We start from the raw sequence: 24,300 nt of genomic DNA, 5'->3' as shown, positions 1-24,300 counted from the left end.
GTACCTGCGTTCGGGGCGCGGCGGAAGCAGAGGGGCTCTGCGCGAAGTCGGGATCGCGATTACGTTGATGGGATCTGCTGTGAACCCGTCAGAGGTGGACGATGAAACCGAGGGTCCTGGTCAACGAGGTGAAGGGCGAGGGGCCGCCGGTCGTCCTGGTGCCTGGTGGACTCACCGGATGGGTGTCGTGGACGCCGCTCGTGGACGCCCTGTCGGCGAGACGGCGGACCGTCAGGGTGCAGCCGATCCACAATGAGCTCGGCTCGGCCGGCGAGCGCGGGGACGCCGGGTACACCGCGGCGATCGAGCGAGAATCGCTGCTCATGACGGTGGATGCCCTCGGGGTCGAGACCGCCGACTTCACGGGGTGGTCCGCCGGTGGACGGGCCCTCATCGAGTTCGCCCTGGCCCATCCGGAGCGGGTGAGGACGCTGACGCTCGTGGAACCCGCGGCGTACTGGATCCTCCACGGCCCCGGCGAGTCCGCTCCCGAGGTCGCCCGATTGAACCAGTTCCTGCATGCACTGGCCGGACAGGAAGTGAGCGAGGATGACCTGGCCGAGTTCCTCGAACTCGCCGGACTCACGCCGTCGAAGGACCAAGCCCGCGACCACCCCGCCTGGCCGCGCTGGGTCCCGCACCGGATGGCCCTGTCCTGGAGCTCGGAGCAGGCCGACCGGCCCGACCGCGACGTCGCCGAACTCGTCGGCATCCGGTGCCCTGTCCTCCTGGTCCACGGCTCCGCGACCACCGACTGGATCAAGCGGGTCGTCGCCGTTCTCGACGAACGGCTGCGCGATACCCAGGTTCTCGAACTGCCCGGCGACCATGCCTGCCACCTCGAGAACCCGGACGCATTCCTCGCTGCGTTGGAGCGACACCTGGCTCAGTGAGCCGAGGTCGAACGCCGCGTGGCGCCGAGGGGCACTTCAGCCACCTGCTGGTGGACGATGTAAGAGATCAACGTCCGGAGAGCTCGGGGCGGGAGGCGCGCCCGGGGGCCGAGGCGGTGCCGGAGTGCGAGGTTCTCGCCCTGGGTGGCTTCGAGGGCTTGCCGCAGGACCTGGACTTCGATGCGTGCCACTGCTTGAGCCCGGCGAGCCGGGCGGCGAGGGTGCGGACGACACTGCTGGGCGAGTTGTCGGACGGCGGCGCGGTGGGACGGGGCGGGTGGTTTTGGTGATGGGCCGGCCGCGGCGGATCATCTCGCGCAGGCCCTTCTCGGCGCGGGCCTGGGCGGGAGCGCTCTTGCGGCGCCTTGGCGGAGGTTGTCGGGGTTACCGCGTTTGGGTCAGCTCCCGTCCCTGCGGGTGATCGCGTCGGTACGGGCGTCTACGCCGACCCCGCGGACGGCCTCCGGCCACCCCAGATTGGTCCGCTGCCGACCCGGTTCCGTCTTCGCCTGTTCTGGCAGAGGCGGTGGTGGTGGGAACAGGTGGTCTTCCAGAGCGGGCAGCCCGAACAGCATGAGAAGCGACACCACCGGGAGGAGCAGAGCTATCACGATCACGGTGCCTCCCCGTGAAGCTAGCGATCACGGCGGTTGCTCGGCGGCAAGCCGGCCATGTCCCCCGTGCGACCGAACGGGGGACGCCGCACATGAGGACGGCGCGCGCGTAGGCCGAACGGGTGAATTCTTCTCGTGCGGATACGCGACCGGGTGGCAGCGGACCGCGGTGGCTTGTGCATTGTCGGCTGTCGGCGGCCACAAGCACCGGCACCCGACGTCTTCGCCCAGTTCGGGACCCCTCTGCCGAAGGGGGAGCCCGGCCCAGGAACGAGTCCAGCGGCGATCGGGCTCCGGGCGGACCCGCGTGCGCTGGTAAGGCGAACAAGGGCCGTGGGCCCGAGGCCTGATCGTGGCCGCAGCCCCCTCCCAGGCAGGTCGCCGACTGGCTGGGGCCACTGCCGGTAGATGCCACCGTGCCGGAGCTGTCCGGGCGGGTGCGCGGGGCGGCGCCGCGGGTCGGCGGGAAGGGGGGCGAATGCGGTCGGCAGCGGGGCGCCGGTCATGGAGACGGCCGGGCACGCACGCCCGCTCGGCGGCCGAGGCTCGTCCGGAGCCCCGACCAACGACGGTTTGCTCAGTTGCGCAGCATCACCACGAGCAGCACCACCAGGGCGATCAGCAGCGCGCCGCCCACCGACGCCAGGGTGATCTTCACCGCGCTGTACGGCCGCTCGCCGATGACCTCGCCGGTACGGGCGTTGACCATCACCGGCCACGCCTTGCCGGCGTGGAGGTAGGTCAGGAACCACACGGGCAGCAGCACCAGCTTGTAGGTGAGGCCGCTGTAGAAGGTGGACATCGAGTGCACCCGCTGCTCGTCGCCGCCGATGTCCCGCTTGCAGTCGGCGCGGATCACCGGCGCCATCCGCGCCTTCGCCGACTCCAGGCCGGCCTCCGGCTCGACGTCGTACCGGACGGTACGGAAGCCCGCCAGGTACTCCTCCTGGTAGGGAACCGTCTCCTCCAGCGGCCAGGGGGTCAGCTTGTCCAGTTCCTTCACCGGCACCTGGCCGCTGCCGGGCACCAGCACGTCGTCGAAGAACCGGCCGACCGTCCCGGACGTGTGGTGCCAGCGGGTGTGCCGCACCTGACGGGTGCGGCCTTCGGAGTCCTCCTCCTCCACCCAGTAGTGCTCGCCGCGTTCGCCGGTGTACTGGGTGGTGGTCTGCGCGTCGTACGTCCAGTGCGGCAGGTAGCTGCCCCGGAAGGTCTCCGCCTCGGTGACCTTCTTCAGCTCGTCGGGCGCGAACCAGCGGGACCTGGTCCACTGGGCCAGCGCGTCACGGGCCTGACCGCGGCCCACCCCGAAGGGCAGTACCGCCTCGGGTACCACCCGCTCGGTGCTGGACGCGTCCGCGACCAGCGGGGTGGCGCAGAACTGGCACTTGTCGCTGAGCGTGTCGCTCTCTGTCACCGCGTGGCAGCCGGGGCAGGTGTACACCTTCACCCGGCCCGGCGCGGATGCCCGGCGGGGCAGCACGGCCAGTTCCTCGATCGGGTGCTCGGTCACCTGCCGCGGTATCGGCGTGATGTCCTGTTCGTGCTTGCAGTACGGGCAGCGCAGCGCGTACGTCCCGGGCGCGTACTCGCTGACCCCGCCGCACGCCTCGCACTGGAACGCCCGGTCGGGCGCCGGCGCGACGTCCTGATCCGTCAACTCACTTCTCCTTGTGACCTGTTGCCGGGAGATTCCGGGTGTTGGATCTCAGTCCTGCGGGGGAAGCGGCGGCGGGACGTCGGCAAGCAGCGGCGTCAGCTCCGGGACCTGGTCCGCGGGCTGCCAGGCGGCCTCTCCGCTGCGCCAGACGAGCGTGGTACGGGTCAGGTTGCCGGCCGCCACCTGCCCGGCCAGCGCGCTCTCGTCGTACGGGCCCTGCTGCTGTCCGCCGACCGCGAGGAACCAGCGCAGCGCGGTGGGCAGGGGAGGCGGGACGTCGGCGGGGGCGGGCTGCACCGGGGCCTGCGTCACCGGGACCGAGGAAGCCGCCGCACCGGACGTGCTCTGCACGATCCGCTGGCCCAGTGCCATGCCCACGCCCAGCCCGAGAGCGTCTCCGCCGGTGCCGGGGTTGGCGGCGGCGATCGGGATTGCGTCGGCCGCCTGGAGCTTGGCGTAGTCGTCCAGGTTGCCGGTGATCGTCATCCGGGAGCGGGTGTCGATCGCCGCCTCGATCTCCGGCGGGACGCTGATGTTCTCGATGTAGAACCGGGGGATGGCGATGCCGGTGGAGGACAGCTCCAGGGTCAGCGCCTCGGCCAGCTGCTGCCCGATGCCGTCCTGCCGGGCGGCGAGGTCCAGCAGCGGCACGCCGGACGAGCCCAGCGCGGAGCCCAGCTTGGAGACGATCAGCTGCCGCAGGTGCTCGCCGACCTCCTCGGTGCGGAACTGGGGGTCGGTGCCTACCAGTTCGCGCAGCAGCGCGGCGGCGTCCACCACCTTGGCGGCGAAGGTGCCGAAGGCACGGACCCGGACCATGCCGAAGTCGGCGTCCCGCAGGATCACCGGGTTCTGGGTGCCCCACTTGAAGTCGGTGAACTGCCGGGTGGTGACGAAGTAGACCTCGGCCTTGAACGGCGACTCGAAGCCGTGCTTCCAGCCCTTCAGCGTGGACAGGACCGGCATGTTCTGGGTCGAGAGGGTGTACGTGCCGGGCTGGTAGACGTCGGCCAGCCGGCCCTCGTTGACGAAGACGGCCGTCTGTGACTCGCGCACCACGAGCCGGGCGCCCATCTTGATCTCGTTGCCGAAGCGCGGAAAGCGCCACACGATGGTGTCCCGGCCGTCGTCGGTCCACTCGATGATGTCGATGAACTCACCGCGGATCCGGTCCATCAGCCCCACGACAATCCCCCAACTCTCCGCGTTTCCGGAGACCGCCGCTGCCCGGCCGGTCCCGGGACGGTGACCGCGCGGCGATCAAACGATCAGCCGACAGTATGCCCATTGCGGTCAGTGCGGGTACGAGCGGGGGCGGGCCCCAGCCCGCCGGCCCCTGCCGCCCGTCGGGCACCCGTGGCGAGCCGCCCTGTACGCCCCCGCCCGGCTCCGGACGCCGGGCAACGACACCTGGCTTTCCCGTCTGTGCGGCAAGTGCGTTCCTGTGCTTCCGGTCGGTGCGATGGTGTGCGTCGCCACGGGTTCGGACCAGCCCTACGCCGAGATCATCTACCGGGAAGGTGCCCATTCGGAGTTGGGCGGCCTCGGCGACGCGCCGGCCTGGGTGTCGGGGCGCCTGCGGGGGCCGAGGGCCCAGCTCCTGAGTCTGTCCCCGGCTCGACTTCACCTCTTGCGCACGCGCGGGCGCTGGATCAACGAGGACGGTCTTGTCGTCGTAGACCTCTCTTACCCGTCCCGCGAGGCTGCCCGGCGCTACGACTTGACTGCCCCGGTGCCCCACGCTCAGCCGCGGTCAGCGCACGGGGGAAACCGAAGGACTAGCAGCCTTGCGGTTTCAGCCAGGGCAGAACCTCGCGCAGGGCGGCCACGGCCTGGGAGCGGCTTTCCCCGCGTCGTGGAGAAGGAGGGTCGGGCCGTTGGAGATCTCGTTCTTGACGGTGGCGACGATGGTGTTCGCGCCGAGGCGCTCGCAGTCCTTGGAGTCGATGATCCAGCCGAGCGGGCGCATTTCCCCGGGACGCGGCGCGGTGGCGGCTGTAGGGAGTGAAGGCACCTCCTGGAGCCAGGTAGTACTGGGGGCGGACGCCCCCGGACGCCTTGGTGATCACGCGTCCTCTGGTGTTCAGACGGGGTCCGGTCCGTCGTCGATGGTGATGTTGACGCCATGGGCACCCGCATCCGAGGCATGCACGATCACCGCCGATACGGACGGAGTCTTTCGGCCCGCGACTGAGTGTGCGACTTGGCAGGAGGCGCCGAGACGCCTGCTCGGGTGGACTGTCCCTCGGTGGAACCGAGTTGCGCGTTCCAGAGCGAGGTAAGGCGGCACCGCAGTCACCCCGAGCGCCGCCGCGAGCACTCTCGGTACCATACCCGTCCGCCGTTTCGTGCCATGTCCTCTGTTCCTCGCCGTCGCTGTGGGGCCTGTGCATTCGGCGAGAGAGGGAAAGCCTGCTGAGGGATCCATCTGTTGCCGATCACGGACAAGCCGGCAGGGGTGGGGCAACAAGCCGCTGACGCAGCGGGGCGGAAGCCCTTCGGCCACCACGTATTCCGACTCGACCGTGCAGCGACTGCCGATGTCTCCGGCCGCATTCTCGCGACCCGCAGCCCGTCCGGCTCGCCGGACCAGGCGACCGCTTCTTACCTCACGCCGACAACCTGATCTACCTTCCGGCCATCTCAAACAGGGACGCATGACGTAGCGAAACCGAATGAGACGACAAGGACCGAAAGGGAGAACGCGTGTCGGCCATCAGCCAGCGGATGCACCTGGTGCTGCTTGCCGCCTGGACAATCCTCTGGTTCGGCGTGGTCCAGCCACACGGGGGATTCTCATGGCACTACCTGCGTACTGGTGGGGAGTTGATCTACGCGGGCTCGGGCAGGGCAGACGGCGGTCTGAATCTGTACGCCCACCACCCCGAACTCCAGATGGGTCCCCTCAGCTTCCTGGCGGCGGGCCTGTTCAACCCTTTCCCCGAGTCCGTCGGGCAGTTTCTGGCCGCCGGCGTGATGTCCCTGCTCGGTCTGCTGATCCTGGTGGTGGCCGGACGCAGCGCCGCCTGGCACTTCCTGGGCACTGGCACCAATCACCAGCGGCTGCGGCAACGGGTGCTGATCGCGGGCCTGGCGTTCATTCCGATGTGGATCGAGGTCGCTGTCCGTTTCGGCCACCTGGACGACGTTCTGGCACTCTTCTTCACCGCCCTTGCCGTACGCGCTCTCACCCGCGGCAGCCCCGCTGCGACGGGCGCCTTCCTGGCTCTGGCCATGGACTCCAAACCGACCGCGCTGGCCTTCCTGCCGCTACTGCTCGCACTGCCGAGAGGGCAGTGGCTGCGCGCGGGGCTGTGGTGCACGGCTCTGGTCGCGGTCGCTTGGCTGCCGTTCCTGCTCAATGCCCCGCAGTCGTTCGACGCAGCCGCGTTCACCATCCCCAACCAGCCTGCGTCCGCGCTGCACTGGCTCGGCGTCAACGATCCGCGAACCCCTCCCTGGGACCGGTCCGCGCAGGCCGCGATGGGGCTGGCCCTGGGTTGCGTCGCGGTCTGGCGAGGCCGCTGGCCCGCCGTCGTCCTGCTCGGCGCCAACGCCCGGATCGCCCTGGACCCCAGTGTCTACACGTACTACACCGCCTCCGTCCTGCTGGGCACACTGTTGTGGGATGTGATCGGGCAACGGCGCCTGGTGCCCTGGTGGAGCTGGATCGGCCTGATCACCTTGTACGGCACGGTCTTCGCCGTTCCCGGTGACGCGGCCCGCGGCCTGATCCGCCTGGGCTTCGTCATCGCCTCCACCGCATATGTCCTGCTGTGGCCGGTACGAGACCGGCGTCGGCGCTCCTCCCAGTCCCGCAGCGAGCCGGTGGGAACCGATCAGGCAGTGGGCACGGCGAAGTGAACCACGCTCGGCACGCCGGAAAGATGCACGAGGATGACGCGAGCCCTCAAGCCGCTTTCCTCCGCCATCGTCCGCCATCGAACGCAGACACACCTCTCCTGGCTCCGCGCCAACGAGGAGCGCCTACGGCTTCGACGGGCGTGGCACCGGTTCTTCGCCGACGCCCGGCACGACGTCCTCATCACCCCCGCCGCTCCCACCGCGGCGATCCAGGCTGGCACCCGCTCTCTCACGGTCGATGGCGTCGAGCGGAGCTTCTTCGACCAGACCCGCTGGGCCAATCTCACCTGCCACGTCGGCCTGCCCAGCCTCATCATGCCTGTTGCGCGAAACGCGGGCGCCTCCCGATCGGCGTGCCGCTCGTGGGACCGGCGCACTCGGACCGGACCCTGATCGCCATGGCCGAAGACCCAGTGCTGTGACCGTGAAGGTTCGCCGGGTTGGTGGTTCGAGCGATTGGATGGCGGTGACGTCCGTTCCGGCCGCTGGAGGTGTGGTGGCCGGGCTGGTGCGTGCGCGCGGACTGACCGATCAGGAAGGACAGAAGCTGTCTCGGCCGGCGGGAACCGGGTCCCGGTGAGCGCGCAGCGGGAGGCCGTCCCCGCCTTCTCAGTACGACGAGGACTTCGTCATCCAGACGGCCATCACCCGCCCCACCAAGCTCGGCCAGCCCTTCACTCGCTGGTCGATCCGCGAACTCGCCGCCTTCCTGCGCCGCGTCCACGGACGCGTCATCCGCATCGGCCGTGAAGCCTTACGGCGCCTGCTCCGGCGCCGAGGCGTCACCTTCCAGCGCACCAAGACCTGGAAGGAGTCGCCCGACGCCGACCGCGACGCCAGGCTCGACCGCATCGAACACGTCCTGGACCGCTTGACGTCGGGCAGGATCGGCTGAGCGGTCGACGCGGCGCCGGTGATCGGCTCCCACAGGGAGCGGCGCGCCGCGATATCGCCTACGGCCGGTCGTGTGGCGTCCGCCATCGCGCCGCCATCGGGGACAGCGCCGCGGTTAGTTCGGGATCCAGGCTGAAAGCCATAGCCCTTTCCTTTCGATGGAGGATCGCCGTCAGACGGCGGACGGGACGACGATGACCTTGCCGTGCACCGCGCCCTCGGCGGCCCGGGCGTGCAGCGCCGACAGCTCGGCCAGCGGCACCCGCTCGGCGACGGCGACGCGCAGCTCGCCGCGGTCGACCAGCGCCACCAGCTGCGCCAGCTGGCCGGCGTCGCTGCGGACGAACAGGTCAATGCCCCGCACGTCGCGCTCCTCGTCGGCGGGTGCGGGCATCCACACCGTCGTGTTGACCACGACCCCGCCCGGGCGGACCAGCGTGACCAGCGCGGCCAGTTCGGCCGGGTCGACCGGTGCGAGGTTGAGTACGATGTCGACCGGCTCGGCAACCGCCGCGGTCACGCCGGTGGTGGTGTGGTCGATGACCTCGTCGGCGCCGGCGGACGTGACCGCCTCGGCGCTGCGCGGGCTGACCGTGGCGATGACGTGGGCACCGGCATTCTTGGCCAGCTGCACGGCGTAGCCGCCGACCGCGCCGCCGGCACCGTTGATCAGCACGTGCTGCCCGGCCGTCAGCTTGCCGTGGTCGAACAACGCCTGGTACGCGGTCAGGCCCACCACCGGCAGCGCGGCGGCGTCGGCCAGGGGGACGCTCTTGGGCGCCGGGGCCAGCACCTCGGCCGGCGCGAGAACGTACTCCGCCGCGGCGCCATTGCCGTCCATCGGCAGGAAGCCGACGACGTCGTCACCGACCTCGAGGCCGTCGACGCCCTCGCCCAGCGCGTCGACCGTGCCGGCGACATCGATACCGGGAGTGTGCGGCAGCACCACCGGTATGGGGCCGCGCATGAAGCCGCCGCGGATGTTGCCGTCGACGGAGTTGAACGACGTCGCGGCGACCCGGATCCGGACCTCACCGGCCCCAGGGGCGGGCTTCTCCACGTCCTCATAGCGCAGGACGCCGGGGTCGCCGTACTCGTGGAAACGCACTGCCTTCATTTCGGTTCTCACCTTCACTGCGATCGACGTTGCTTCGAATTCGAAGTAACTGGTGCGACAGTAGTCCTGCTTCGAATTCGAAGCAAGTTCTGTCGGTCACCGCCGGTGCGAGCGCATCGCCGCGGCGAGTTCGGCGGCGGCTTGGCCGATACAGGCGTGCAGCCGCGCCGCGTCGCCGCGAGCCGCGGCCCGCCAGTCGGCGGGGCCCGCGATGACGACCGTGGGCACGGGGGCGGCGTGCGCGCCGGTCAGGCGCCTGCGTATCACCTGCGCGAGGTCGGCCGGCTGCCAGCGGGAGCCGCTGTCGAGGGCCAGCAGCACCGGCATGCCCGAGAGGACTTTGTCCCCGAGGACGGCGAAGAACGAGTCGAACACCTCACTCGGGGATGCGGCGAGCACCGGCGTCGCCACCACCAGCCCGTCGGACGCCACGACCGCCGCGATCGCCTCCCGCAGGTCGAGGCTGGCGCGGCCCTGGGCGGAGCACTGGGCGAGGTCGGCCGTCAGCCGGTGCAGCTCCAGCACCTCCACCTCGGCGCGCGCACCGCCGGCCGCCAGCGACCGGCACACAGCCTCCGCGACCCAGTCCGCGAGCAGGCGAGTCGGACGCGGACAGCCGACACCGGCACTCACGACGGCCAAGGACACCGGACTCCACGCGGCGGCGCTCATCCCGGCATCAAGTTCATGGCTACTTCCCTGCGGCCGGGCTGTCGTGCCGTCACCGGGGAGGACGGGGGACGACATTGCCGGACAGTCCCGCCGGCAACTCGTACTCCTCGTCGTCCGCCCACACCAGCGCCGAACCGGACAAGAGCAGGAAGACCTCGGCGTCGAGCAGGACGCTGAAGACACTCCCGCCGATCCGTTCGAGCTGCTGCTGGTCCTCACGTTGCGCGAGGCAGGGGATGCTCATGGCCGCTCCTCGGGATCCGTGGGCGGCGGCGCCGTCCACCTGCCCGCAACCCTGCGCCGCACCACTGCCCGATCTCCATCTTCTGTGGTGCTCAGTCGGGCCCAACACTGCCCACACGGTGTGCCACAGCTCCACCTGTGGTGGCTGGAACGACGGCGCGCCACACTCTTCGAATTCGAAGCAGTAGACTCAGGTCATGCCAGATCCATCGCCGTCGCTCGACCCCGTGCAGCTCGGCGCCTACTTCGACCTCATCGAGGTGACCAGCCTGCTCCGGCATGCGGTCGAGCAGCAGCTGCGAGAGACCGGTGATCTCAGCTATGTGCAGTTCCAGCTGCTCGCCCGCCTCGGAGACTCGCCGACGGGCAGCCACCGCATGACCGACCTGGCCGACGGCGTCGTCTACAGCCGCAGCGGCCTGACGTACCAGGTAGGTCTGCTCGAAAAGGAAGGCCTGGTCGTCCGCGCTCCCTCGCTGGACGACGAGCGGAGCATCACCGTCACCATCACCGATGCCGGACACGAGCTGCTTGCGAAGGTGCTGCCGGGTCACGTCGAGGTGGTCAGCGGCCTCCTGTTCGAGCCGCTTTCGCGTGACGACGTCAAGGCTCTCGCCGACCTGTTGGCGCCGGTGCGCGACCACATGCGCTCGACGCCGCCTCGCTCGGCCGGGCCTCGCCGCCGTAAAGGTGGAGCATAAGGACGCGACAGGCGTCGGAGCCCTGCGACCGCAGCGGATCAGGACGCGGCGAGATGCCGCGCCGGCCGCGGCAGTCGCCGGTGAACCGGAACGGGGCAGCGGGAGGCTGAGTCGTCAGACCGGTCGGCGTGCGAATTGCGCCGGTGTTGCATGGTATTGCTTCTTGAAAGCGCGGGTGAAGTGGCTGCTGTCGGTGAAGTGCCAGCGCGCGGCGGCCTCGGAGACGCTGAGCCGTGATCCGGGGGCGGTGAGTGCCGCGGCGGCTTCCTCCAGGCGTCGGCGGCGGATGTAGGCGCCGAACGACTCGTCCAGCCTCGCGAAGGCCCGCTGGAGGGTGCGGACGGAGACGTGCAGGTGCGCGGCGATCGCGGCCGGAGACAGGTCGGCGTCGGTGAGTCGGGTGTCGGCCAGGTCCTTGGCCGCTTGGGCCAGCGCCGGGGTGAAGGTGGGCTCGCGGTCGTCGAAGTGGTCGAGGACCAGCCCCTTGGCCAGTTCGAGCAGGGCGTTGCGGGACGCGTGCGCACCCGCCGGGCTGAGGTCGCTCACGGTCCGCTGCACCATGCTGGTGTGTGCCATGAGGATCTGCGCCGCGGGCGAAGTGGCCTGGCCGGCGCGTGGCTTCCCGGCGACCAGGGACCGTAAGGCGTCGCCGGGGAAGATGAAGATGCGCGTGCCGATGTCCGGCGTGGTGTGGAAGTGGTTCTCCGTCACGACGTGGTGCATGAAGTAGGTGCCGGCCGAGACGTACGCGTCACCGCCCTGGTCGTGCGGATCCTGCAGGGCCACCGCGCCGCGCAGCCCCACGTACAGCCTGATCTGGTCGTGCTCGTGCGTTCCGACTGCCCGGGTGCTCACGGATGAGGAGCCCCAGAGCTCGTTGACGGCGGTGTCCTGCAGGGTCACCGAGCGCATCGTCCCCTGAAAGCCGTCGACTGTGGAAGCGCTGAATTCCGGCAGCGGGTACAGGTCTCCCATGCGGTCGTTCCAGGTGTCGATGAACGGCTCCCACGTTCCCCGACCGATGCCAGTGGAGTCGGCGTCGACGGTGAACGTGCCCGTCTTGCCGCCCGGTCCGAGGAAACGCGGCCCGCTTCTCATGCGTCCTCCGCGCTGGTCAAGGTGTCGCCGGAATACCATCCGGTGTCGCGAATGTACTCGCTTTCTACGCACGGCCGTTCCTACTCTTGGCTGCGCTTCAACCGTCAACGATCAACCGCCTGCGGGTGCCGCTGACGGAGCTGCCGGCCCTGACGCCGACGCCGCCGCGGGCGCACTGCCCAGCGGCAAGGTCGTCGTCGCGCCCGGCGACCGACTCCCACCTGACCGACCTCCGAGGAGACGACCGCGATGATCCCCGACGACGATCCGTCCCGCTCGCTGACCGTGGCGAACCCCGACGCCCCCGGCACGACGTACGTCTCGCTGGTGGGCAACACGTACGCCATGCTGGTCACCGGCGAGCAGACCAACGGCCGATACTGCCTGATCGACATGCGCGTCCCCGACGGCGGAGGCCCACCGCCGCACCGGCACGACTTCGAGGAGATGTTCACGATCCTCGAGGGCGAGATCGAGTTCACCTTCCGCGGCGAGGAGCACACCGTGGGTGCAGGGTCCACGATCAACATCCCGGCCAACGCGCCGCACAACTTCCGCAACGCCTCGGGTGCGCCGGCCCGCATGCTGTGCATGTGCACCCCCGCGGGCCAGGACGAGTACTTCCTGCGCATCGGCGATGTCGTCGCGGGCAAGGACGCGCCGCCGCCGCAGCTGTCGGAGGACGAGCTCGCGGAGCGTCGCCGCCGCGCGGCCGAGCTGGCCTCGACCTACCGAAGCGAGTTCCTCTAGCCGGCAGGGTGCCGATCGCGGGGGCCTGAGAGAAGCAGGAAGGAGCGCGGATTGGGAGCGGCGGGACTGGCGGGCCGGCTGGCCGCGGCACGAGCCGGTGCGCTGGTGGGCAGGGAGCCGGAGCGGGCGGTGCTCGACCGGATGCTGTCGGGCGCGGCGGACGCTCCGCTCGTGGCCTACCTCCACGGTCCCGGCGGCATCGGCAAGTCCTCGCTGGTGCGCTACGCCGCCCGGCAGGCCGAGCTCACCGGCCGCCGCGTGGTGCACGTGGACGGACGGTTCCTCGACGCGGATCCGCGCCGGCTCGAGGAGGCCGCGGCCCCGGCGTGCGCCGAACCCGGCGCGGTGCTGCTCATCGACACCTTCGAGCAGTGTCAGCCACTCGAGGCGTGGCTGCGCGAGACCTTCCTGCTGCGGCTCGCCGACCATGCGATCGTGGTTGTGGCCAGCAGGGTCGCCCCCGACGCCGACTGGTCCCTGGATCCTGGCTGGGCGCAGCTGTTCACCGCACTGGCCGGACGCACACAGCCAAGCCGAGGCAAGCGGTGTCAAGCATCAGGTGAAGCCACAACGTCAAGCATCAACCGAAACAAGACAAGGCACGGGACAGCAGAGCTGTTACAGATTTCTCTGCCTCATCAAGCCCCGGCTCCGCTCCGCCGGGCGCGCTCCCGGCGTCGGCTGCGCCCGCGCTCCTGCCTTCGGCCCGCTCGGCGCCGCCGACGTGCGCCCACCGTATAGCGCGGCACGGTCAAGACGATGCCTCCGGCGGGGGATCGGCCGGCACCGGGATGGAGGGGCGGCGTTCGCGGCCGTGGGCCCGTAGCGGCGTGCGCGGGGAGCTCCCATCCCGTCCACCGTCGACCCATTCAGAGCCGAGCAGACATGGCGTGTGGCGTCCAGGTCGTTCGTACAGTGGCGCGCTCCACCTGGTCAGGAAGATTCCGCTGGCTCGAAACAGGTGAGAGGCCCGTTCACGCGATCGTGAGCGGGCCTCTCTTGCCCACAGCAGGCTGCAGCGACGGCGTTGGATCTCGCGGCCGTCCGTGCCGATTGCTTCCGGCCTCACTGGAGCCGGAAGCGGCCGTGGTGGTGACGGAGGGGGTCAGCGGGTGGCCTTGGCAGCCTCGATGATGAGGTCGGCCACGGCGTCGGGCTGCGAGATGGCTACCGCGTGCGACGCTTCTATGCGCACGACGTGCGATCCGGCGCGCTCGGCCATGAACTCCTGGGCTTGGCCGGGGATGGCATTGTCCTGAGTCGCGATCACTGCCCACGACGGCAGCGTGCGCCAGGCCGGCTGGCCGGGCAGCTCCGCCGTCAGGGCCTGGACGCGCACCGAGCGCTGGGTGACCGCGAGGACGTCGGTGACCTCGGCAGGCAGGTCACCGGCGATGACGTCCCGGTAGTGCTCAGGCAGGATGCGCAGCTCCGGTTCGCCCTCGTGCTCGGTGGCGATGGTGGTGTCCGGGCCCATCTTGGCGCCCGGGAAGCGAGAGGCGTTCTCCAGGCAGCTCTCGCCCTCGTCGGGCTGGAAGGCGGCCACGTAGACCAGGGCCTCGACGTTCGACGCGTCGCGGGCGGCGCGGGTAATGATCGCGCCGGCGTAGGAGTGGCCGACCAGGACGACCGGGCCGTCCACGGTCTTGGCGACGGTGGCCGCGTACTGGGCGTCGGACTCCAGGCCGCGGAGCGGGTTCGAGACGGCGAGGGTGGTGTAGCCCTGTGCCTGGAGCTTGGCGACGACGTCCTTCCACATGCCGGAGTCACCGAAGGCGCCGTGGACGAAAACGATCGTGGGGGTGGTGCTCATGGGTTCCGTACCTCTCAGGGAGAATGATCGGTCTTTCTTCGAGAAAGACTAGTCGTTCTCTCTGGTGGCGGCAACGTGACGAGGGTGACCGTCCAGAACGACTGGTCTTTCTTTACGATGGGTGTATGACGACTGCCTCGGAGCTCCACCCCAAGGACCGGCTGCTGCGCACCGCGTCCCGCCTGTTCTATGCGGAGGGCATCCACGCTGTCGGTGTCGAACGCCTCATCACCGAGGCCCAGGTCACGCGCGCTACCTTCTATCGGCACTACCCCAGCAAGGACGACCTGGTCTCCGCTTACCTCACGACGACCGCCGAGGGGATCCGGGATGCTGTCGGCCATGCGCGAGACGGTAGGTCTCCGCGCGAGGCGATCCGTGCGGTGATGGCTGTCCTCGGCGACGCGACCCTCGAAGACGGCTTCCGTGGCTGCCAGTTCCTTAACGCGGCCGCCGAGTACCCCGACCGCACCCATCCGGTGCGCGCGGTCATCGACGACCAACGTACCTGGCTGTTCGAGGTGTTCCGCGAACTCTCTACCGACCTGGGCCATTCGGACCCCGAGCACGCCGCACGCGTACTCGTCCTGCTGCACGACGGCGCGTTCCAGGCAGCAGAACTCGGCGACCCGGCGGTCGTCCGCGAAACACTGCGCCGAGCTGTCGACGAGGTGTTCCCCGCTGAGGAGGCCTGACCGAGAGGGGATCGGGCCGCGCGCTCAGCTGGTCGGGTGTCGGCGGGGGACGTGGATCCCGCGATCGGCATCCCGCACCGCGCGGGTTCGTTTCGGTCCCCGGTGGCCTCCAGCGTGGTCTTCGCCTGAGCGCTCGTCGGCCGCGTGCACGGCACTGGTCATGCTGTGCCCCGGACGACGGCGACCGGGCAGTGCGCGTGGTGCAGCAGTGCCTGGCTCACCGAACCCAGCAGCATCCCGGCGAAGCCGCCGCGCCCCCTGGCTCCGGTGACCAGCAGTTGGGAGGTCCTGCTCGTCTCGATCAGGACCTCGCGAGGTTCCCCGCTCAATACTTCCTGTCGCACCGTGACGTCCGGATACCTCTCCCGGCGGCCGGCGAGTGCCTGGGCCAGCAGACGCTCCGCGGTCTCCACGCCCGTACCGGGCGGCGCGTAGTCCGGCAGCCACGCATGCACGGCGATGATCTCGGTTCCCCGCAGTGCCGCCTCGGCGAAGGCGAAATCGACTGCTTGCTCACCGTTGGGGGAGCCGTCGACAGCCAGCACGATCGGCCCGGTGTGATCCGGTTCTCCGCGGACCACCAGCACCGGACACTCGCCGTGGGCGGCCAGGGACACCGCCGTCGAACCCAGCAGCATGCCGATGAAGCCCCCCGTGCCCCGGCTGCCGACGACCACCAGGTCCGCGGTCCGCGACTCGCCCGCCAGTACCGATGCGGCACCGCCGGTCATCACGGTGTCGGTGACCTCCACCTCGGGCGCCACGCTCCGCGCGTGCTGTGCGGCGTCCTGCGCCAGGCGATTGAGCGGCGACGGGTCCAGTGGCGCGTACATGGGCCCGACCGGCCAGCTGAAGGCGTGCACCACACGGAGCCTCGCACCACGCCGCTCGGCTTCCCGGGCGGCCTGCACCACGGCGGCATCGCTCGACGACGAGCCATCCACTCCCACGACGACCAGGCCGCTCACTCTGCCTCCGCACTCATTTCGGCTTCCCACCCCATCCGCCACTTCGGCTCCAAGCCTCACTCCGGCCGAGCGCAGTCGCCAGCCGGCCGGGCGAATGGCGGAGGCGAAGCGAGGTGGCAGCGGATCGCTCGAGAATCGCGATCGACGAACCCCCGCGTCTGGTCCTCGCCGCCGTCGCCGACAGCAAGAGCCGCCACCAATACGTCACTCACCAGGTACCCGCTCGCGTACGCGAGGGCAGAAGTCACCCGTCCGGGCATCTCCGCCGACGGCGTCCCGGAACGCCCCGGCGCTGTCACTGGCCGCCGATAACGTGACCGCTGTGATGGTGGGAACCGAAGAAACCCGGCTGGTCGTCATCCGCGGCAACAGCGCCTCGGGGAAGTCGTCCGTCGCGGCCGGCCTGCGCGAGCGGTTCGGCCGCGGCCTGGCCCTGGTCGGCCAGGACAACCTCCGCCGCATCGTCCTCCGGGAGCGTGACCGGCCCGGAGCCGCGAACATCGGCCTGATCGACCTGACCGCCCGCTACGCCCTGGACGCCGGCTATCACGTAGTGGTCGAAGGCCTCCTTTACGCCGACCACTACGGCGACATGCTTGCGGCGCTGCGTGCTGACCACCGAGGCCCGACCCACGGCTACTACCTGGACGTACCGTTCGGTGAAACCCTCGCCCGGCACGCCACCAAGCCGATCGCCAACGACGTCAGCGAGACGCAGCTGCGCGACTGGTACCGGCCGCGCGATCTGCTGCCCGTCGGCATCGAGACAGTCATCGGCGCCGGCAGTGCCCTGCACGAGACCGTCGACCGCATCATGAACGACACCGGCCTGGCCCACCTGCCCGCCGTGGACCGCTGACCGGAGCACTGTTGCGACGCACCGACCCCGCCCCGACCATGAGGCCGACCACGGGTACGGCCATGCCGCACTCAGTCCCGATCATGACTGGTCAGCGCACGGCCGACGTCTCTCTGCGGCGGCCGCGCTTCATGTCTGCCAATGCCCGGAGCCGGTCCAGGGGACTCGCCGGCCCCGCGCCCGGGGCGCGCATCCGGTTCTCGACACCGGCGGGTCCGGCGCTCCGACGGCCTGCTGCCCCTCGTCCAGTCAGGACCGCCGCGTGGACGTCGGGACCGGCCCGGTCGGCCAGGCCGGACGCGGCCGGCCCGGCGGATGCCGGGATTGCCGTCTTTCAGCGCCACCAGCAAGGCTTTGTTGGCTGCCCCGTCCGAGTAGCCGCCGAGGATTTCCACGGCGCCGTGGCGAATCAGGTACGGCATCCGTCATCGGCGGTCGTCACTTTCACCGATGTCGCGGTCCGCCGTGCGGCGGCACGGCTGCTCGGACATGCTCATAGCGAGGCAGGATCACGACTCGCGCGTCCTGATCGGAGGCGTTCTTGAAGACAACCCTGCGCGTAGCTCTGGCCACTGTTCTGTCCGCTGGTGCAGTATCGGCCATGGCACCCATCACGGCCACGTCGGCCGCGGTCGAACCATTGCGGTACGTCGCGCTCGGCGATTCCTTCGCGTCCGCACCGCTGGTGCCGCCCGTCGACCCGGCGAACCCGGCGTGCCTGCGTTCCCTGTCCGACTATCCGCACATCGCGGCCCAGGCCCTCGCCGCGAAGCTCACCGACGTCAGCTGCTCCGGCGCCACCGCCGAGGATCTGAACACCATGCAGCACCCGGGAACGGCACCCCAGTTCGACTCACTGACGCCGGACACCGATATCGTCAGCGTCACCATCGGCGGCAACGACACCGACCTCTTCAGCGAAGCGCTGGGCTGCGTCAACATCCTGCCCCAGCCGCACGGCACCAGCTGCGCGGAAGAGAACACCGCCGGAGGCACCGACAAGGTCAGGGCCCGCATCGACGCCTGGGGCCCGGCCTTCAGCGCCGTCCTGGACGAAATCGCCCGGCGGGCACCGCACGCCGAAGTCTTCGTCGTCGGCTACGGCAACTACCTCCGCACCAACGGCTGCTATCCCGCTCAGCCCTTCTGGAAGCAGGACGCCACCTACATCCAAAGCGCGGTCAACCACCTCAGCGCCGTACTGAGGCAGGCGGCCGAAGAACACGGCGCCGCCTTCGTCGACACCTACAACCTCGGCACCGGTCACGACATCTGCGCCGCCCCCGCCGACCGCTACATCGAGGGCCTCGTCCCCACTCGTGCGGCCGCGCCTCTTCATCCCAACGCACCGGGAGCACGAGCCATCGGCGAGGCCCTCGCTGCGGCCGTCCGCACGACGTCGGCAGGGTGACGACACCGCCTGGCTCACCCCGGATTTCCGCGAGCGACGGCCTATGCGGTGCGCTTGCTCGTCCCTCCCGACCTTTGGGCGGAGCCGGCGATGTGAAACACACATCGTACGGAGCTGCCGGCTCCTCCACCTTCCTCATGGCCGATCGTGCCTCCAGCCAAGTCGCGGAGGCGCGGCGGCGGGGCACCGACCCGGGGGTGGCCCGGGGGGAGCTCCCGCAAGGGTGCGGGGGCGCAGGTGCCGGTGGGGTGCAGGGGCGTGGCTCAGGGCGGTGATCTGACCGGAACGGGCGCCTCGGCAACTGCGGGCGCCCTTCTGGCTGGCAGCGGTTGGTGCCCGGCAGCCGCGGAACTCGGGTCACGCGTTCCTGGCGCGCTGCAGGATCGCGCGCACGTCCTCCTGGAACCGTAGGCGTCGTACGAGCAAACGCCGGTACCTGATCGGGAACCAGAATGTGGATCGGACTCCCGTGCGGTGTTCGACATCGACCATCACCGCTGTGTCCAGCCTGGGAAGCTGCCCGACCAGAAGCGGGAGGACCCAACCCCACGTACGCGAGTCGATGGCGTTCCCATAGACCAGAGCGGCACACTGGTTGGTTCCCAGCTTTTCCCGCAGGGCGCCGGCGAAAGAGCGGGTGGACCGTGGACCGTCCCAGTCGACGTGCTTACTCAGTTCGCCGGAGTCCATCTGTACCACGACGTCATCGTCGCCGTCATGGAGTGTGATCCACTGTAGCCGGACGCCCCTGCGACGGGTCCATGCTCTGGGGGCGACACGCACGACCGCCTCGAGAATGCGGATGTAGTCCGCGCGCACGTGAGCTGGAAGAGAGCTGAGTTCGGCCAGGATTGCCTCGCCCTGCGCTGTCATGGACGCCCCCCGACGTGGTGTGATCTTGCTGGCTGCAGGCTAACGCAGCCCGGTCCCGGCAGCGCATCGTGAGGAATGCGTAAGACGATCTGACCGGCAGTCATCCCGGTAGGGACCGGGGGATCGGGGCGCACTCGTGAGTTCCGTTCCGCTGCTCTCCACGGGCCGTTGGGCGACCTCCTGTCCACCTCCGCGAGCCTCGAACTCTGGCGCAGACAGAGGCCCCCGGGGTGCGCTGGTGTCGCGAACGCTATCGAAATGGCGGACCGACCGAGTCCTGGCATTAGGACGCCGCGTGACCCGCATGAGCTTGTGACCTGCATAAACGCTCGACGATGGGAGAACGTGTGACTGTGTTCTGCGGGATCGACGGGGCAGAGAGGCATCCCGGCATCACGGCATCGCGCTGGTCGATGAGTCCGGCGAACTGCTGGCCAAACGGCGGATCAGTGAAGACGCGGCCGGCTACCGGATGCTGCTGGAGCTCCTGGCCGAGCACGGTGACAGCCCTGAGTAGCCGATACCGGTGGTCATCGAGACCAGCCGGGGCCTGCTCGTCCCAGCCCTGGGCACTGGCCGCCGCAAGGTCTTCGCGATCAACCCGCTTGCCGCCTCCCGCTACGGCGACCGCCATGGTGTGTCCCGGTCCCGCAAGAAGTCAGACCCGGGGCGACGCCCTCGTGCTGGCCAACATCCTCCGCACCGACATGGCCGTACACCGGACACGTGATCATTCCGGGGCCGTCGCCGTGCCTGGAGAGCAGATCGCAACCGTCACGCGTCTCGTGTGACCAGCCGGCCCGACACGCTCTGCGCCGCCGCTGAGGAAGCGCGGTGGCCCCGTGGTGCCACGAGCCTCACCACCGAGTGGGCAGACTCCGGCGACATCGGAGTCTGCCCGCACACTTTGTCTCCGCCGTTGGTCAGGAAGGAGTGGCACCATGGCGCACATGTTGAACTACAACCTCGCCGTCCCCGATGTTGATGACGCCGGTGTCCTGCCCGCGCTGGTGGCTGAGGGCGACGAACTCGACGTCCTGGTCAGGGCAGTGGACGACTGGTCCCTACCGACACCGGCACCGGGCTGGACCGTCGCCCACCAGATAGCCCACCTCGCGTGGGCGGACGCGAACGCACTCAGCGCCTTACGCACTCCGGACGCGTTCGGCGCCGAGCTCGGGCGGGCGGAAACCGAAGGCAGCGGGTACGCGGACGAGGCCGCCGCCGCGGGAGCGGCCAAACCGCGGTCGGTACTCCTGGACGAGTGGCGGGCCGGTCGAGCGGAACTGGCGGCGGCACTGCGCGACACGCCATGGGACCACGCATTCCCCTGGTACATGTCGGAGGTGACCCCGGCCCTGATGACGCCCCTTCGTCTGATGGAAACCTGGGCACACGGGCAGGACGTCTTCGATGCCGTGGGCGTGGCGCACCGCCCGACGGATCGACTGCAGCACGTGGCGTCGCTGGGGGTGTTGGGACGAGCGCTGTCCTTCGCCGCCGTCGGACTGCCTGAGCCGGCGGACCCCTTCCGTGTCGAGCTGACAGCACCCGACGGACGGACCTGGGCGTGGGGCCCCGAGGCTGCCGCGCAACGGGTACGGGGCGGCGCTGTCGACTTCTGCCTGTGTGTCACCCGGCGTCGCCCCTGGTCCGAGACCAACATGACGGCGACCGGCGAGGACGCGCAGAAGTGGCTGGAGGTCGCGCGCGTCTTCCTCTGAAAGCGTGTCGGGTGCCTGGTCATGCGAGACGCGTGACGGTTGCGACCTTGCCTCCAGACGCGGCGACGGCCTCGGAATGATCACGTGGTGTGTGCCAGTGCGACAACGTCGAGGCCGTCAGCGGCCCATGCTTGAGGGGCCTTTGGGGCTGCGGGCCGGGCTCCCCGTCCGGTGCCGCGCTGCTGATGGGGACATTTGAACCTGGCTCTGGCCGCTCTATCGTGAATGATCTCGAGTAGAGGCCGCGGGGTGCTGATATCGACGGGCATGGCCACACCATCACACGTGCTCGTCCGCGGAGGCGGTGATGACGGGCTCGGGGCCGGTGGGCAGGAGTTCAAGGACCAGGGCCACAGCCTCTTCGGCGGTCTCGACATCGTCGATCACAGCGAAAGGACCGCGTCGGCAAACCTTGAACCGTCCGTTGTACAGGGGCTCGATCGGTCCGGCCTGCACAGCCCATGGGTAGCTGGTGGAACTGCTGAAGAGCAGGGCGAAGTGGCTGGTGAACGGAAACAGCCGCCGGAGTCGTGGTTGAGCGGCGGCAGCCTCCAGCAGCGGAACGATGCCCGGATATGGGCGCCCGGGCGAGCTGATCTCGTGCACTGCATGCCTCCACTGCCAGCTGAGTTGCAGGGACTGCCAATGGGCCTCGACAACGTCAGCCGGCCCGCGACTGCGTGCTGCAGCCATGTCGCCGCGGCGGCGGCAGATTTCTGCGTGTCACTGCGAGCCTGTGGCCACCAGGGTCGCGGTGATGGGTTCGAGTTCGGTGATCAGTTCGTCGAGTTCGGCGGGGGACAGGGCGTCGTAGGGCGGGGTGGCGAGTTCGTCGGTGAGGGTTTCGATGCGTTGTCTGGTCGCGCGGCCGGCGTCGGTGAAGTGGCCGTCGGTGTCGACGAGTCCGCGTTCGCGCATGCCGTCCATGACCGCGGCCAGGCGCTCTTTCGGCAGGTGATGGATGCGTCCGAACGACTCCGGCGGGTGGATACCCTGCTCCAGCGCGGAGAGCACGTGGGCCTCCGTGCCGCCGATCCGCGCGCCGACGAGAGCGGCGATGTGCCCGTCGCCGCGGTGCTCGCGCAGCATGGTGGCGGAATGCCACAGCCGGGCAACCGGGTCGCTCGGCACCGCAAGGGTGCGCATCCCCGCGTACATCACCCGGCCTTCGGTGGGGGCGCTGGTCGCGGCCTTGGTGGTCAGGTCGGCGGCGCGCACAAGGCCCGGGGAGCCGGCCAGTTCGGCGCCGAGGATCCGCCGTAGGGAGGCCGCGCTGCCCCTTTCCCGCGCGGCGACGGAGGCCTCGGGCGCAATCGTCTCCCAGGCGCTCGGGATGTGCCGGGCGGCTTCCCCGTCGGCGAAATTGTAGAAGGCGGCGTGCACGACCTGCGCCGGTACCCGCCCCAACGGGGCGGCGCGGCTGGCGAAGTAGCCGTCCCAGTAGGTCCGGTGGCCGAGTGCGGCCAGTTCCTCGTTGCACTCGTCGGGGCAGAACGTGACCAGGCAGATCGGCTCCAGGAGCTCGAACATGCGACGGGCGATGTGAGTCATCGGATGCAAGCGCGTCTTGCCCATCGGGTTCTCCCTTTGTTCGGTGTGCCGACTTGGACCGTCCGGCACACCGAAACTCATCGGCGACCGAAGGGAAGCAGTACAGATGGGCTGGCGCCTGCGTGGTTGTGTATGCCAGAGCGGGTGCTGGTCCAACTCCTGGGCCCTGTCGCGGATTTGGTGGTGCGTGACGATCACGAGCAGGTGGGCAAGGTCGTCGGGTTCGCCGGCCGGGCCCCCCTTGTGCGGGCCCCGGCGGCATGCTCGTGGGATCGCACGATCGTGGAGTCCACCGAAACCGCCCAGCCGAGATCCTCATCGGCGTCGGCCTGGGACTGTGCTTGATGTGCGCCCATACTCCCTCGACGGGGTTCAGGTCCGGCGCGTAGGCAGGCAGCAGGAAAACCGTTGGCCATTCGCGCTCGGCGACGAGCTGGCGCGTCTTGTGGGAGACGTGGGTGTTGAGCCGGTCCCACACCAGCACGGGGGGTGCCTTGACCAGTTGGTTGGCCCCGTCCAGGAGTTGGATGAAGTCATGCTCGCTCATGCTGCGCCGGGCGCCCTTGCCCGCGGGGTGGGAGCGAAGGCGGTGACACAGGCGGGTGCGCTGCCCGGGCCGCATGGCGATCAGACCGGCCATGGACAGGCGTCCGGACCGCCGTCCGCTGATGGTCACCTGCGGGGTGATGCCGCGTCGACCCCAGGTTCGTCCCTTGGGCGGCCTGCGAGTGAAGCCGGCTTCGTCCTGGAAGCGGATCCACCCTCCGCAGGCCGCCCGGGCTCATTTACCTCCGTCCAGGTCGCCTCCTTCCACTGAGCGACCGCCTGCTCATCCCGCTCCGTCATCCGCCGAGCGGGGATCCGCGGGGTGAAGCCGGGTCGGTGGATCAGCCGAGTGGCGCCGGAGACGCCATAGGAGACGTGGAACTTCCTGCCGATCAGCATGGCCACCTCGGCCGCAGTCCACGCTTGGTTTTCCACCCAGCCATGGGCGGCCGGGCCCTGTTCAAGGTACCCGGCCAGCTTTCGCAGGCAGTACGGAGACAGACGACATCGCGATCCACCGGGCCCCCGCGAGGCGAGGGCCTCCTCGCCTCCGTCCCGCCCTACCTGATACCACTGGGAGGCCGACTTCCGGCTCACCCGCAGCCGCCGCGCGACCTCCGGCGGCTGGAGTTTCTGGGCGAACAGTTCCGCCGCCTGCTTCGGCACCGCCTCTCGACGTCGCCGTGACTCCGGCGTCAACCCGCCCCCGTCCGCATACCTCACACACCACGGACCACAGCCAACAGCCCATAAGTATCGGCAAGTTCCCGAACATCTCGCTGACGGGCGGAAGTCAGGATCACTGTGACCTGGTCACCGCGTGGCCTCGGCCACGGCCCGGTCGGGGAGGAGGGCGAGGAGCTGTTTCGTGTGGCCGGGCAGTTCTGCCTCCGTCATTCCAGCGACGATGTCGCGCAGCGGCATGGGCTGATCGACCAGGAGGGTGTCGTTGGACAGGAGCCGTGCGGGCACAAGGGTACTGAGCTCGGCGTCGGTGAGCGCCGCGCCTCCGGCGAGGGCGCACAGGGCAGCTGCCTGGCCGCTGATGCGGTCCCGCAGCCCTGCGCTACCGCCGGCGTGCGCGATGGTCTGCTCGATGGTCCAGGCGTCGAGGGCGATCCGGTTGTCGTACGTCGTGTTGGCCCCCGCTGCAATACCTGCGACGGCGGCGATGGTGGCGGCGCTGACGAGAGAGACGTGCGCAAGGATCTGGTCGGCGTTCCACTCGCTGTCTGGCGGGGCGGGGCTGGGGTCGTCGGCGTCGGCCACGGTGGCGGCGGCGTCGAGCAGTGCGCGGTAGGCGTCCTGGAGTGAGGAAGTGTCCAGCATGTCTTGCACCTCTCTGCGCGGGCGT

The 24,300-nt window shown here is 69.7% G+C and carries 24 protein-coding genes and 5 pseudogenes; 12 read left to right on the top strand and 17 right to left on the bottom strand.

The genetic code is table 11. The annotated features are described in order from the left end of the window. Positions 1–101 precede the first annotated feature (101 nt). Positions 102–893 (top strand): alpha/beta hydrolase, encoded by a 792-nt coding sequence (locus ABZ915_RS44055; RefSeq protein WP_361815551.1) that lies wholly within the window; start codon positions 102–104, stop codon positions 891–893. 398 nt (positions 894–1,291) lie between these two features. Here ABZ915_RS44055 and ABZ915_RS44050 read toward each other — a convergent pair whose 3' ends face one another. From ABZ915_RS44050 to ABZ915_RS44035, 4 genes and pseudogenes are all read right to left on the bottom strand, one after another. After that, positions 1,292–1,510 carry a hypothetical protein gene (locus tag ABZ915_RS44050; RefSeq protein WP_361815548.1) on the bottom strand — a complete coding sequence of 73 codons (219 nt, stop codon included), beginning with the start codon at positions 1,508–1,510 and terminating at the stop codon, positions 1,292–1,294. Positions 1,511–2,084: 574 nt separating this feature from the next. Then, positions 2,085–3,167, bottom strand: coding sequence for a hypothetical protein (locus ABZ915_RS44045; protein WP_361815545.1), 1,083 nt, complete (start codon positions 3,165–3,167; stop codon positions 2,085–2,087). A 48-nt stretch (positions 3,168–3,215) separates the two neighbouring features. Next, a complete protein-coding gene (locus ABZ915_RS44040) occupies positions 3,216–4,343 on the bottom strand; it encodes an SPFH domain-containing protein (RefSeq protein WP_361815542.1) in 1,128 nt (375 codons plus the stop codon). 602 nt (positions 4,344–4,945) lie between these two features. Further along, a pseudogene (locus ABZ915_RS44035) lies at positions 4,946–5,522 on the bottom strand (polysaccharide deacetylase family protein). A 372-nt stretch (positions 5,523–5,894) separates the two neighbouring features. Between ABZ915_RS44035 and ABZ915_RS44030 the strand changes: the two are divergent. The 3 genes and pseudogenes from ABZ915_RS44030 to ABZ915_RS44020 form a co-directional block, all read left to right on the top strand. After that, the gene (locus ABZ915_RS44030) at positions 5,895–7,031 is read left to right on the top strand and encodes a hypothetical protein (RefSeq protein ID WP_361815644.1); all 1,137 of its coding nucleotides are present in this window, start codon (positions 5,895–5,897) and stop codon (positions 7,029–7,031) included. A gap of 33 nt (positions 7,032–7,064) precedes the next feature. Continuing rightward, complete coding sequence (locus tag ABZ915_RS44025) at positions 7,065–7,424, top strand: amidase family protein (RefSeq protein ID WP_361815540.1); 360 nt, start codon at positions 7,065–7,067, stop codon at positions 7,422–7,424. Between the two features lie 103 nt (positions 7,425–7,527). After that, a pseudogene (locus ABZ915_RS44020) lies at positions 7,528–7,902 on the top strand (IS630 family transposase); the annotation flags it as partial. Positions 7,903–8,097: 195 nt separating this feature from the next. Here the strand turns inward: ABZ915_RS44020 and ABZ915_RS44015 are convergent. The 3 genes from ABZ915_RS44015 to ABZ915_RS44005 all read right to left on the bottom strand — a co-directional run bounded on the left by ABZ915_RS44015 (position 8,098) and on the right by ABZ915_RS44005 (position 9,958). Then, entirely contained in the window at positions 8,098–9,042 is a 945-nt protein-coding gene (locus ABZ915_RS44015; RefSeq protein WP_361815537.1) for an NADP-dependent oxidoreductase, read from the bottom strand. 96 nt (positions 9,043–9,138) lie between these two features. Then, the gene (locus tag ABZ915_RS44010; RefSeq protein WP_361815641.1) at positions 9,139–9,675 is read right to left on the bottom strand and encodes an NAD(P)H-dependent oxidoreductase; all 537 of its coding nucleotides are present in this window, start codon (positions 9,673–9,675) and stop codon (positions 9,139–9,141) included. A gap of 88 nt (positions 9,676–9,763) precedes the next feature. Further along, the gene (locus tag ABZ915_RS44005) at positions 9,764–9,958 is read right to left on the bottom strand and encodes a hypothetical protein (protein WP_361815534.1); all 195 of its coding nucleotides are present in this window, start codon (positions 9,956–9,958) and stop codon (positions 9,764–9,766) included. A gap of 196 nt (positions 9,959–10,154) precedes the next feature. On the opposite strand from ABZ915_RS44005, the gene ABZ915_RS44000 reads away from it, so the two are divergent. Next, positions 10,155–10,658 carry a MarR family transcriptional regulator gene (locus ABZ915_RS44000; RefSeq protein ID WP_361815531.1) on the top strand — a complete coding sequence of 168 codons (504 nt, stop codon included), beginning with the start codon at positions 10,155–10,157 and terminating at the stop codon, positions 10,656–10,658. 114 nt (positions 10,659–10,772) lie between these two features. Here the strand turns inward: ABZ915_RS44000 and ABZ915_RS43995 are convergent, their stop codons facing one another. Next, a complete protein-coding gene (locus ABZ915_RS43995) occupies positions 10,773–11,756 on the bottom strand; it encodes a helix-turn-helix domain-containing protein (protein WP_361815528.1) in 984 nt (327 codons plus the stop codon). 249 nt (positions 11,757–12,005) lie between these two features. Here ABZ915_RS43995 and ABZ915_RS43990 point away from each other — a divergent pair, with 249 nt between their 5' ends. Next, entirely contained in the window at positions 12,006–12,506 is a 501-nt protein-coding gene (locus ABZ915_RS43990) for a cupin domain-containing protein (RefSeq protein ID WP_361815526.1), read from the top strand. Positions 12,507–12,557: 51 nt separating this feature from the next. Continuing rightward, positions 12,558–13,247, top strand: coding sequence for an ATP-binding protein (locus ABZ915_RS43985; RefSeq protein ID WP_361815523.1), 690 nt, complete (start codon positions 12,558–12,560; stop codon positions 13,245–13,247). Positions 13,248–13,611: 364 nt separating this feature from the next. On the opposite strand, the gene ABZ915_RS43980 is transcribed toward ABZ915_RS43985, so the two are convergent. Then, positions 13,612–14,319, bottom strand: a complete 708-nt coding sequence (locus tag ABZ915_RS43980) for an alpha/beta hydrolase (RefSeq protein ID WP_361815520.1) — start codon at positions 14,317–14,319, stop codon at positions 13,612–13,614. 125 nt (positions 14,320–14,444) lie between these two features. Between ABZ915_RS43980 and ABZ915_RS43975 the strand changes: the two genes are divergently transcribed. Further along, entirely contained in the window at positions 14,445–15,014 is a 570-nt protein-coding gene (locus tag ABZ915_RS43975; RefSeq protein ID WP_361815517.1) for a TetR family transcriptional regulator, read from the top strand. Between the two features lie 158 nt (positions 15,015–15,172). On the opposite strand, the gene ABZ915_RS43970 is transcribed toward ABZ915_RS43975, so the two are convergent. Next, on the bottom strand, positions 15,173–15,982 hold the full coding sequence (locus tag ABZ915_RS43970) for a universal stress protein (protein ID WP_361815514.1): 810 nt from the start codon (positions 15,980–15,982) through the stop codon (positions 15,173–15,175). Positions 15,983–16,307: 325 nt separating this feature from the next. On the opposite strand from ABZ915_RS43970, the gene ABZ915_RS43965 reads away from it, so the two are divergent. Together ABZ915_RS43965 and ABZ915_RS43960 are read left to right on the top strand one after the other, a co-directional pair. Continuing rightward, a complete protein-coding gene (locus tag ABZ915_RS43965; protein WP_361815511.1) occupies positions 16,308–16,841 on the top strand; it encodes an AAA family ATPase in 534 nt (177 codons plus the stop codon). A gap of 601 nt (positions 16,842–17,442) precedes the next feature. Then, positions 17,443–18,252 (top strand): SGNH/GDSL hydrolase family protein, encoded by an 810-nt coding sequence (locus ABZ915_RS43960; RefSeq protein ID WP_361815508.1) that lies wholly within the window; start codon positions 17,443–17,445, stop codon positions 18,250–18,252. 357 nt (positions 18,253–18,609) lie between these two features. Here the strand turns inward: ABZ915_RS43960 and ABZ915_RS43955 are convergent, their stop codons facing one another. After that, the gene (locus ABZ915_RS43955; protein ID WP_361815505.1) at positions 18,610–19,125 is read right to left on the bottom strand and encodes a hypothetical protein; all 516 of its coding nucleotides are present in this window, start codon (positions 19,123–19,125) and stop codon (positions 18,610–18,612) included. A gap of 335 nt (positions 19,126–19,460) precedes the next feature. On the opposite strand from ABZ915_RS43955, the pseudogene ABZ915_RS43950 reads away from it, so the two are divergent. Continuing rightward, positions 19,461–19,847: pseudogene (locus tag ABZ915_RS43950) on the top strand (transposase); the annotation flags it as partial. 219 nt (positions 19,848–20,066) lie between these two features. Beyond that, entirely contained in the window at positions 20,067–20,849 is a 783-nt protein-coding gene (locus ABZ915_RS43945) for a TIGR03084 family metal-binding protein (RefSeq protein WP_361815502.1), read from the top strand. A 279-nt stretch (positions 20,850–21,128) separates the two neighbouring features. Here the strand turns inward: ABZ915_RS43945 and ABZ915_RS43940 are convergent, their stop codons facing one another. From ABZ915_RS43940 to ABZ915_RS43915, 6 genes and pseudogenes are all read right to left on the bottom strand, one after another. After that, positions 21,129–21,542 (bottom strand): DUF6193 family natural product biosynthesis protein, encoded by a 414-nt coding sequence (locus ABZ915_RS43940; RefSeq protein WP_361815500.1) that lies wholly within the window; start codon positions 21,540–21,542, stop codon positions 21,129–21,131. Positions 21,543–21,572: 30 nt separating this feature from the next. Beyond that, the gene (locus tag ABZ915_RS43935; RefSeq protein WP_361815497.1) at positions 21,573–22,424 is read right to left on the bottom strand and encodes a MarR family transcriptional regulator; all 852 of its coding nucleotides are present in this window, start codon (positions 22,422–22,424) and stop codon (positions 21,573–21,575) included. 209 nt (positions 22,425–22,633) lie between these two features. Further along, positions 22,634–22,735, bottom strand: a pseudogene (locus ABZ915_RS43930) (IS5/IS1182 family transposase); the annotation flags it as partial. A gap of 62 nt (positions 22,736–22,797) precedes the next feature. After that, a pseudogene (locus ABZ915_RS43925) lies at positions 22,798–23,157 on the bottom strand (transposase); the annotation flags it as partial. Beyond that, positions 23,073–23,381: a winged helix-turn-helix domain-containing protein gene (locus ABZ915_RS43920; protein ID WP_361815638.1), complete on the bottom strand. Its 309-nt coding sequence runs from the start codon at positions 23,379–23,381 to the stop codon at positions 23,073–23,075. The pseudogene ABZ915_RS43925 and the gene ABZ915_RS43920, both read right to left, overlap by 85 nt. Positions 23,382–23,759: 378 nt before the next feature. Further along, on the bottom strand, positions 23,760–24,275 hold the full coding sequence (locus ABZ915_RS43915; RefSeq protein ID WP_361815495.1) for a hypothetical protein: 516 nt from the start codon (positions 24,273–24,275) through the stop codon (positions 23,760–23,762). Positions 24,276–24,300 lie beyond the last annotated feature (25 nt).

This window comes from Streptomyces sp. NPDC046915, assembly GCF_040644935.1.
GTDB lineage: Bacteria > Actinomycetota > Actinomycetes > Streptomycetales > Streptomycetaceae > Streptomyces.
This window is presented reverse-complemented; position numbering and strand designations above follow the sequence as displayed.

Coding starts and splice junctions, on each gene's coding strand:
- ABZ915_RS44055 (WP_361815551.1), top strand. CDS start 102: ATGAAACCGAGGGTCCTGGTCAACGAGGTGAAGGGCGAGGGGCCGCCG.
- ABZ915_RS44040 (WP_361815542.1), bottom strand. CDS start 4,343: ATGGACCGGATCCGCGGTGAGTTCATCGACATCATCGAGTGGACCGAC.
- ABZ915_RS44030 (WP_361815644.1), top strand. CDS start 5,895: ATGCACCTGGTGCTGCTTGCCGCCTGGACAATCCTCTGGTTCGGCGTG.
- ABZ915_RS44025 (WP_361815540.1), top strand. CDS start 7,065: ATGACGCGAGCCCTCAAGCCGCTTTCCTCCGCCATCGTCCGCCATCGA.
- ABZ915_RS44015 (WP_361815537.1), bottom strand. CDS start 9,042: ATGAAGGCAGTGCGTTTCCACGAGTACGGCGACCCCGGCGTCCTGCGC.
- ABZ915_RS44005 (WP_361815534.1), bottom strand. CDS start 9,958: ATGAGCATCCCCTGCCTCGCGCAACGTGAGGACCAGCAGCAGCTCGAA.
- ABZ915_RS44000 (WP_361815531.1), top strand. CDS start 10,155: ATGCCAGATCCATCGCCGTCGCTCGACCCCGTGCAGCTCGGCGCCTAC.
- ABZ915_RS43995 (WP_361815528.1), bottom strand. CDS start 11,756: ATGAGAAGCGGGCCGCGTTTCCTCGGACCGGGCGGCAAGACGGGCACG.
- ABZ915_RS43990 (WP_361815526.1), top strand. CDS start 12,006: ATGATCCCCGACGACGATCCGTCCCGCTCGCTGACCGTGGCGAACCCC.
- ABZ915_RS43980 (WP_361815520.1), bottom strand. CDS start 14,319: ATGAGCACCACCCCCACGATCGTTTTCGTCCACGGCGCCTTCGGTGAC.
- ABZ915_RS43975 (WP_361815517.1), top strand. CDS start 14,445: ATGACGACTGCCTCGGAGCTCCACCCCAAGGACCGGCTGCTGCGCACC.
- ABZ915_RS43965 (WP_361815511.1), top strand. CDS start 16,308: ATGGTGGGAACCGAAGAAACCCGGCTGGTCGTCATCCGCGGCAACAGC.
- ABZ915_RS43960 (WP_361815508.1), top strand. CDS start 17,443: ATGGCACCCATCACGGCCACGTCGGCCGCGGTCGAACCATTGCGGTAC.
- ABZ915_RS43955 (WP_361815505.1), bottom strand. CDS start 19,125: ATGACAGCGCAGGGCGAGGCAATCCTGGCCGAACTCAGCTCTCTTCCA.
- ABZ915_RS43945 (WP_361815502.1), top strand. CDS start 20,067: ATGGCGCACATGTTGAACTACAACCTCGCCGTCCCCGATGTTGATGAC.
- ABZ915_RS43940 (WP_361815500.1), bottom strand. CDS start 21,542: ATGGCTGCAGCACGCAGTCGCGGGCCGGCTGACGTTGTCGAGGCCCAT.
- ABZ915_RS43935 (WP_361815497.1), bottom strand. CDS start 22,424: ATGGGCAAGACGCGCTTGCATCCGATGACTCACATCGCCCGTCGCATG.
- ABZ915_RS43915 (WP_361815495.1), bottom strand. CDS start 24,275: ATGCTGGACACTTCCTCACTCCAGGACGCCTACCGCGCACTGCTCGAC.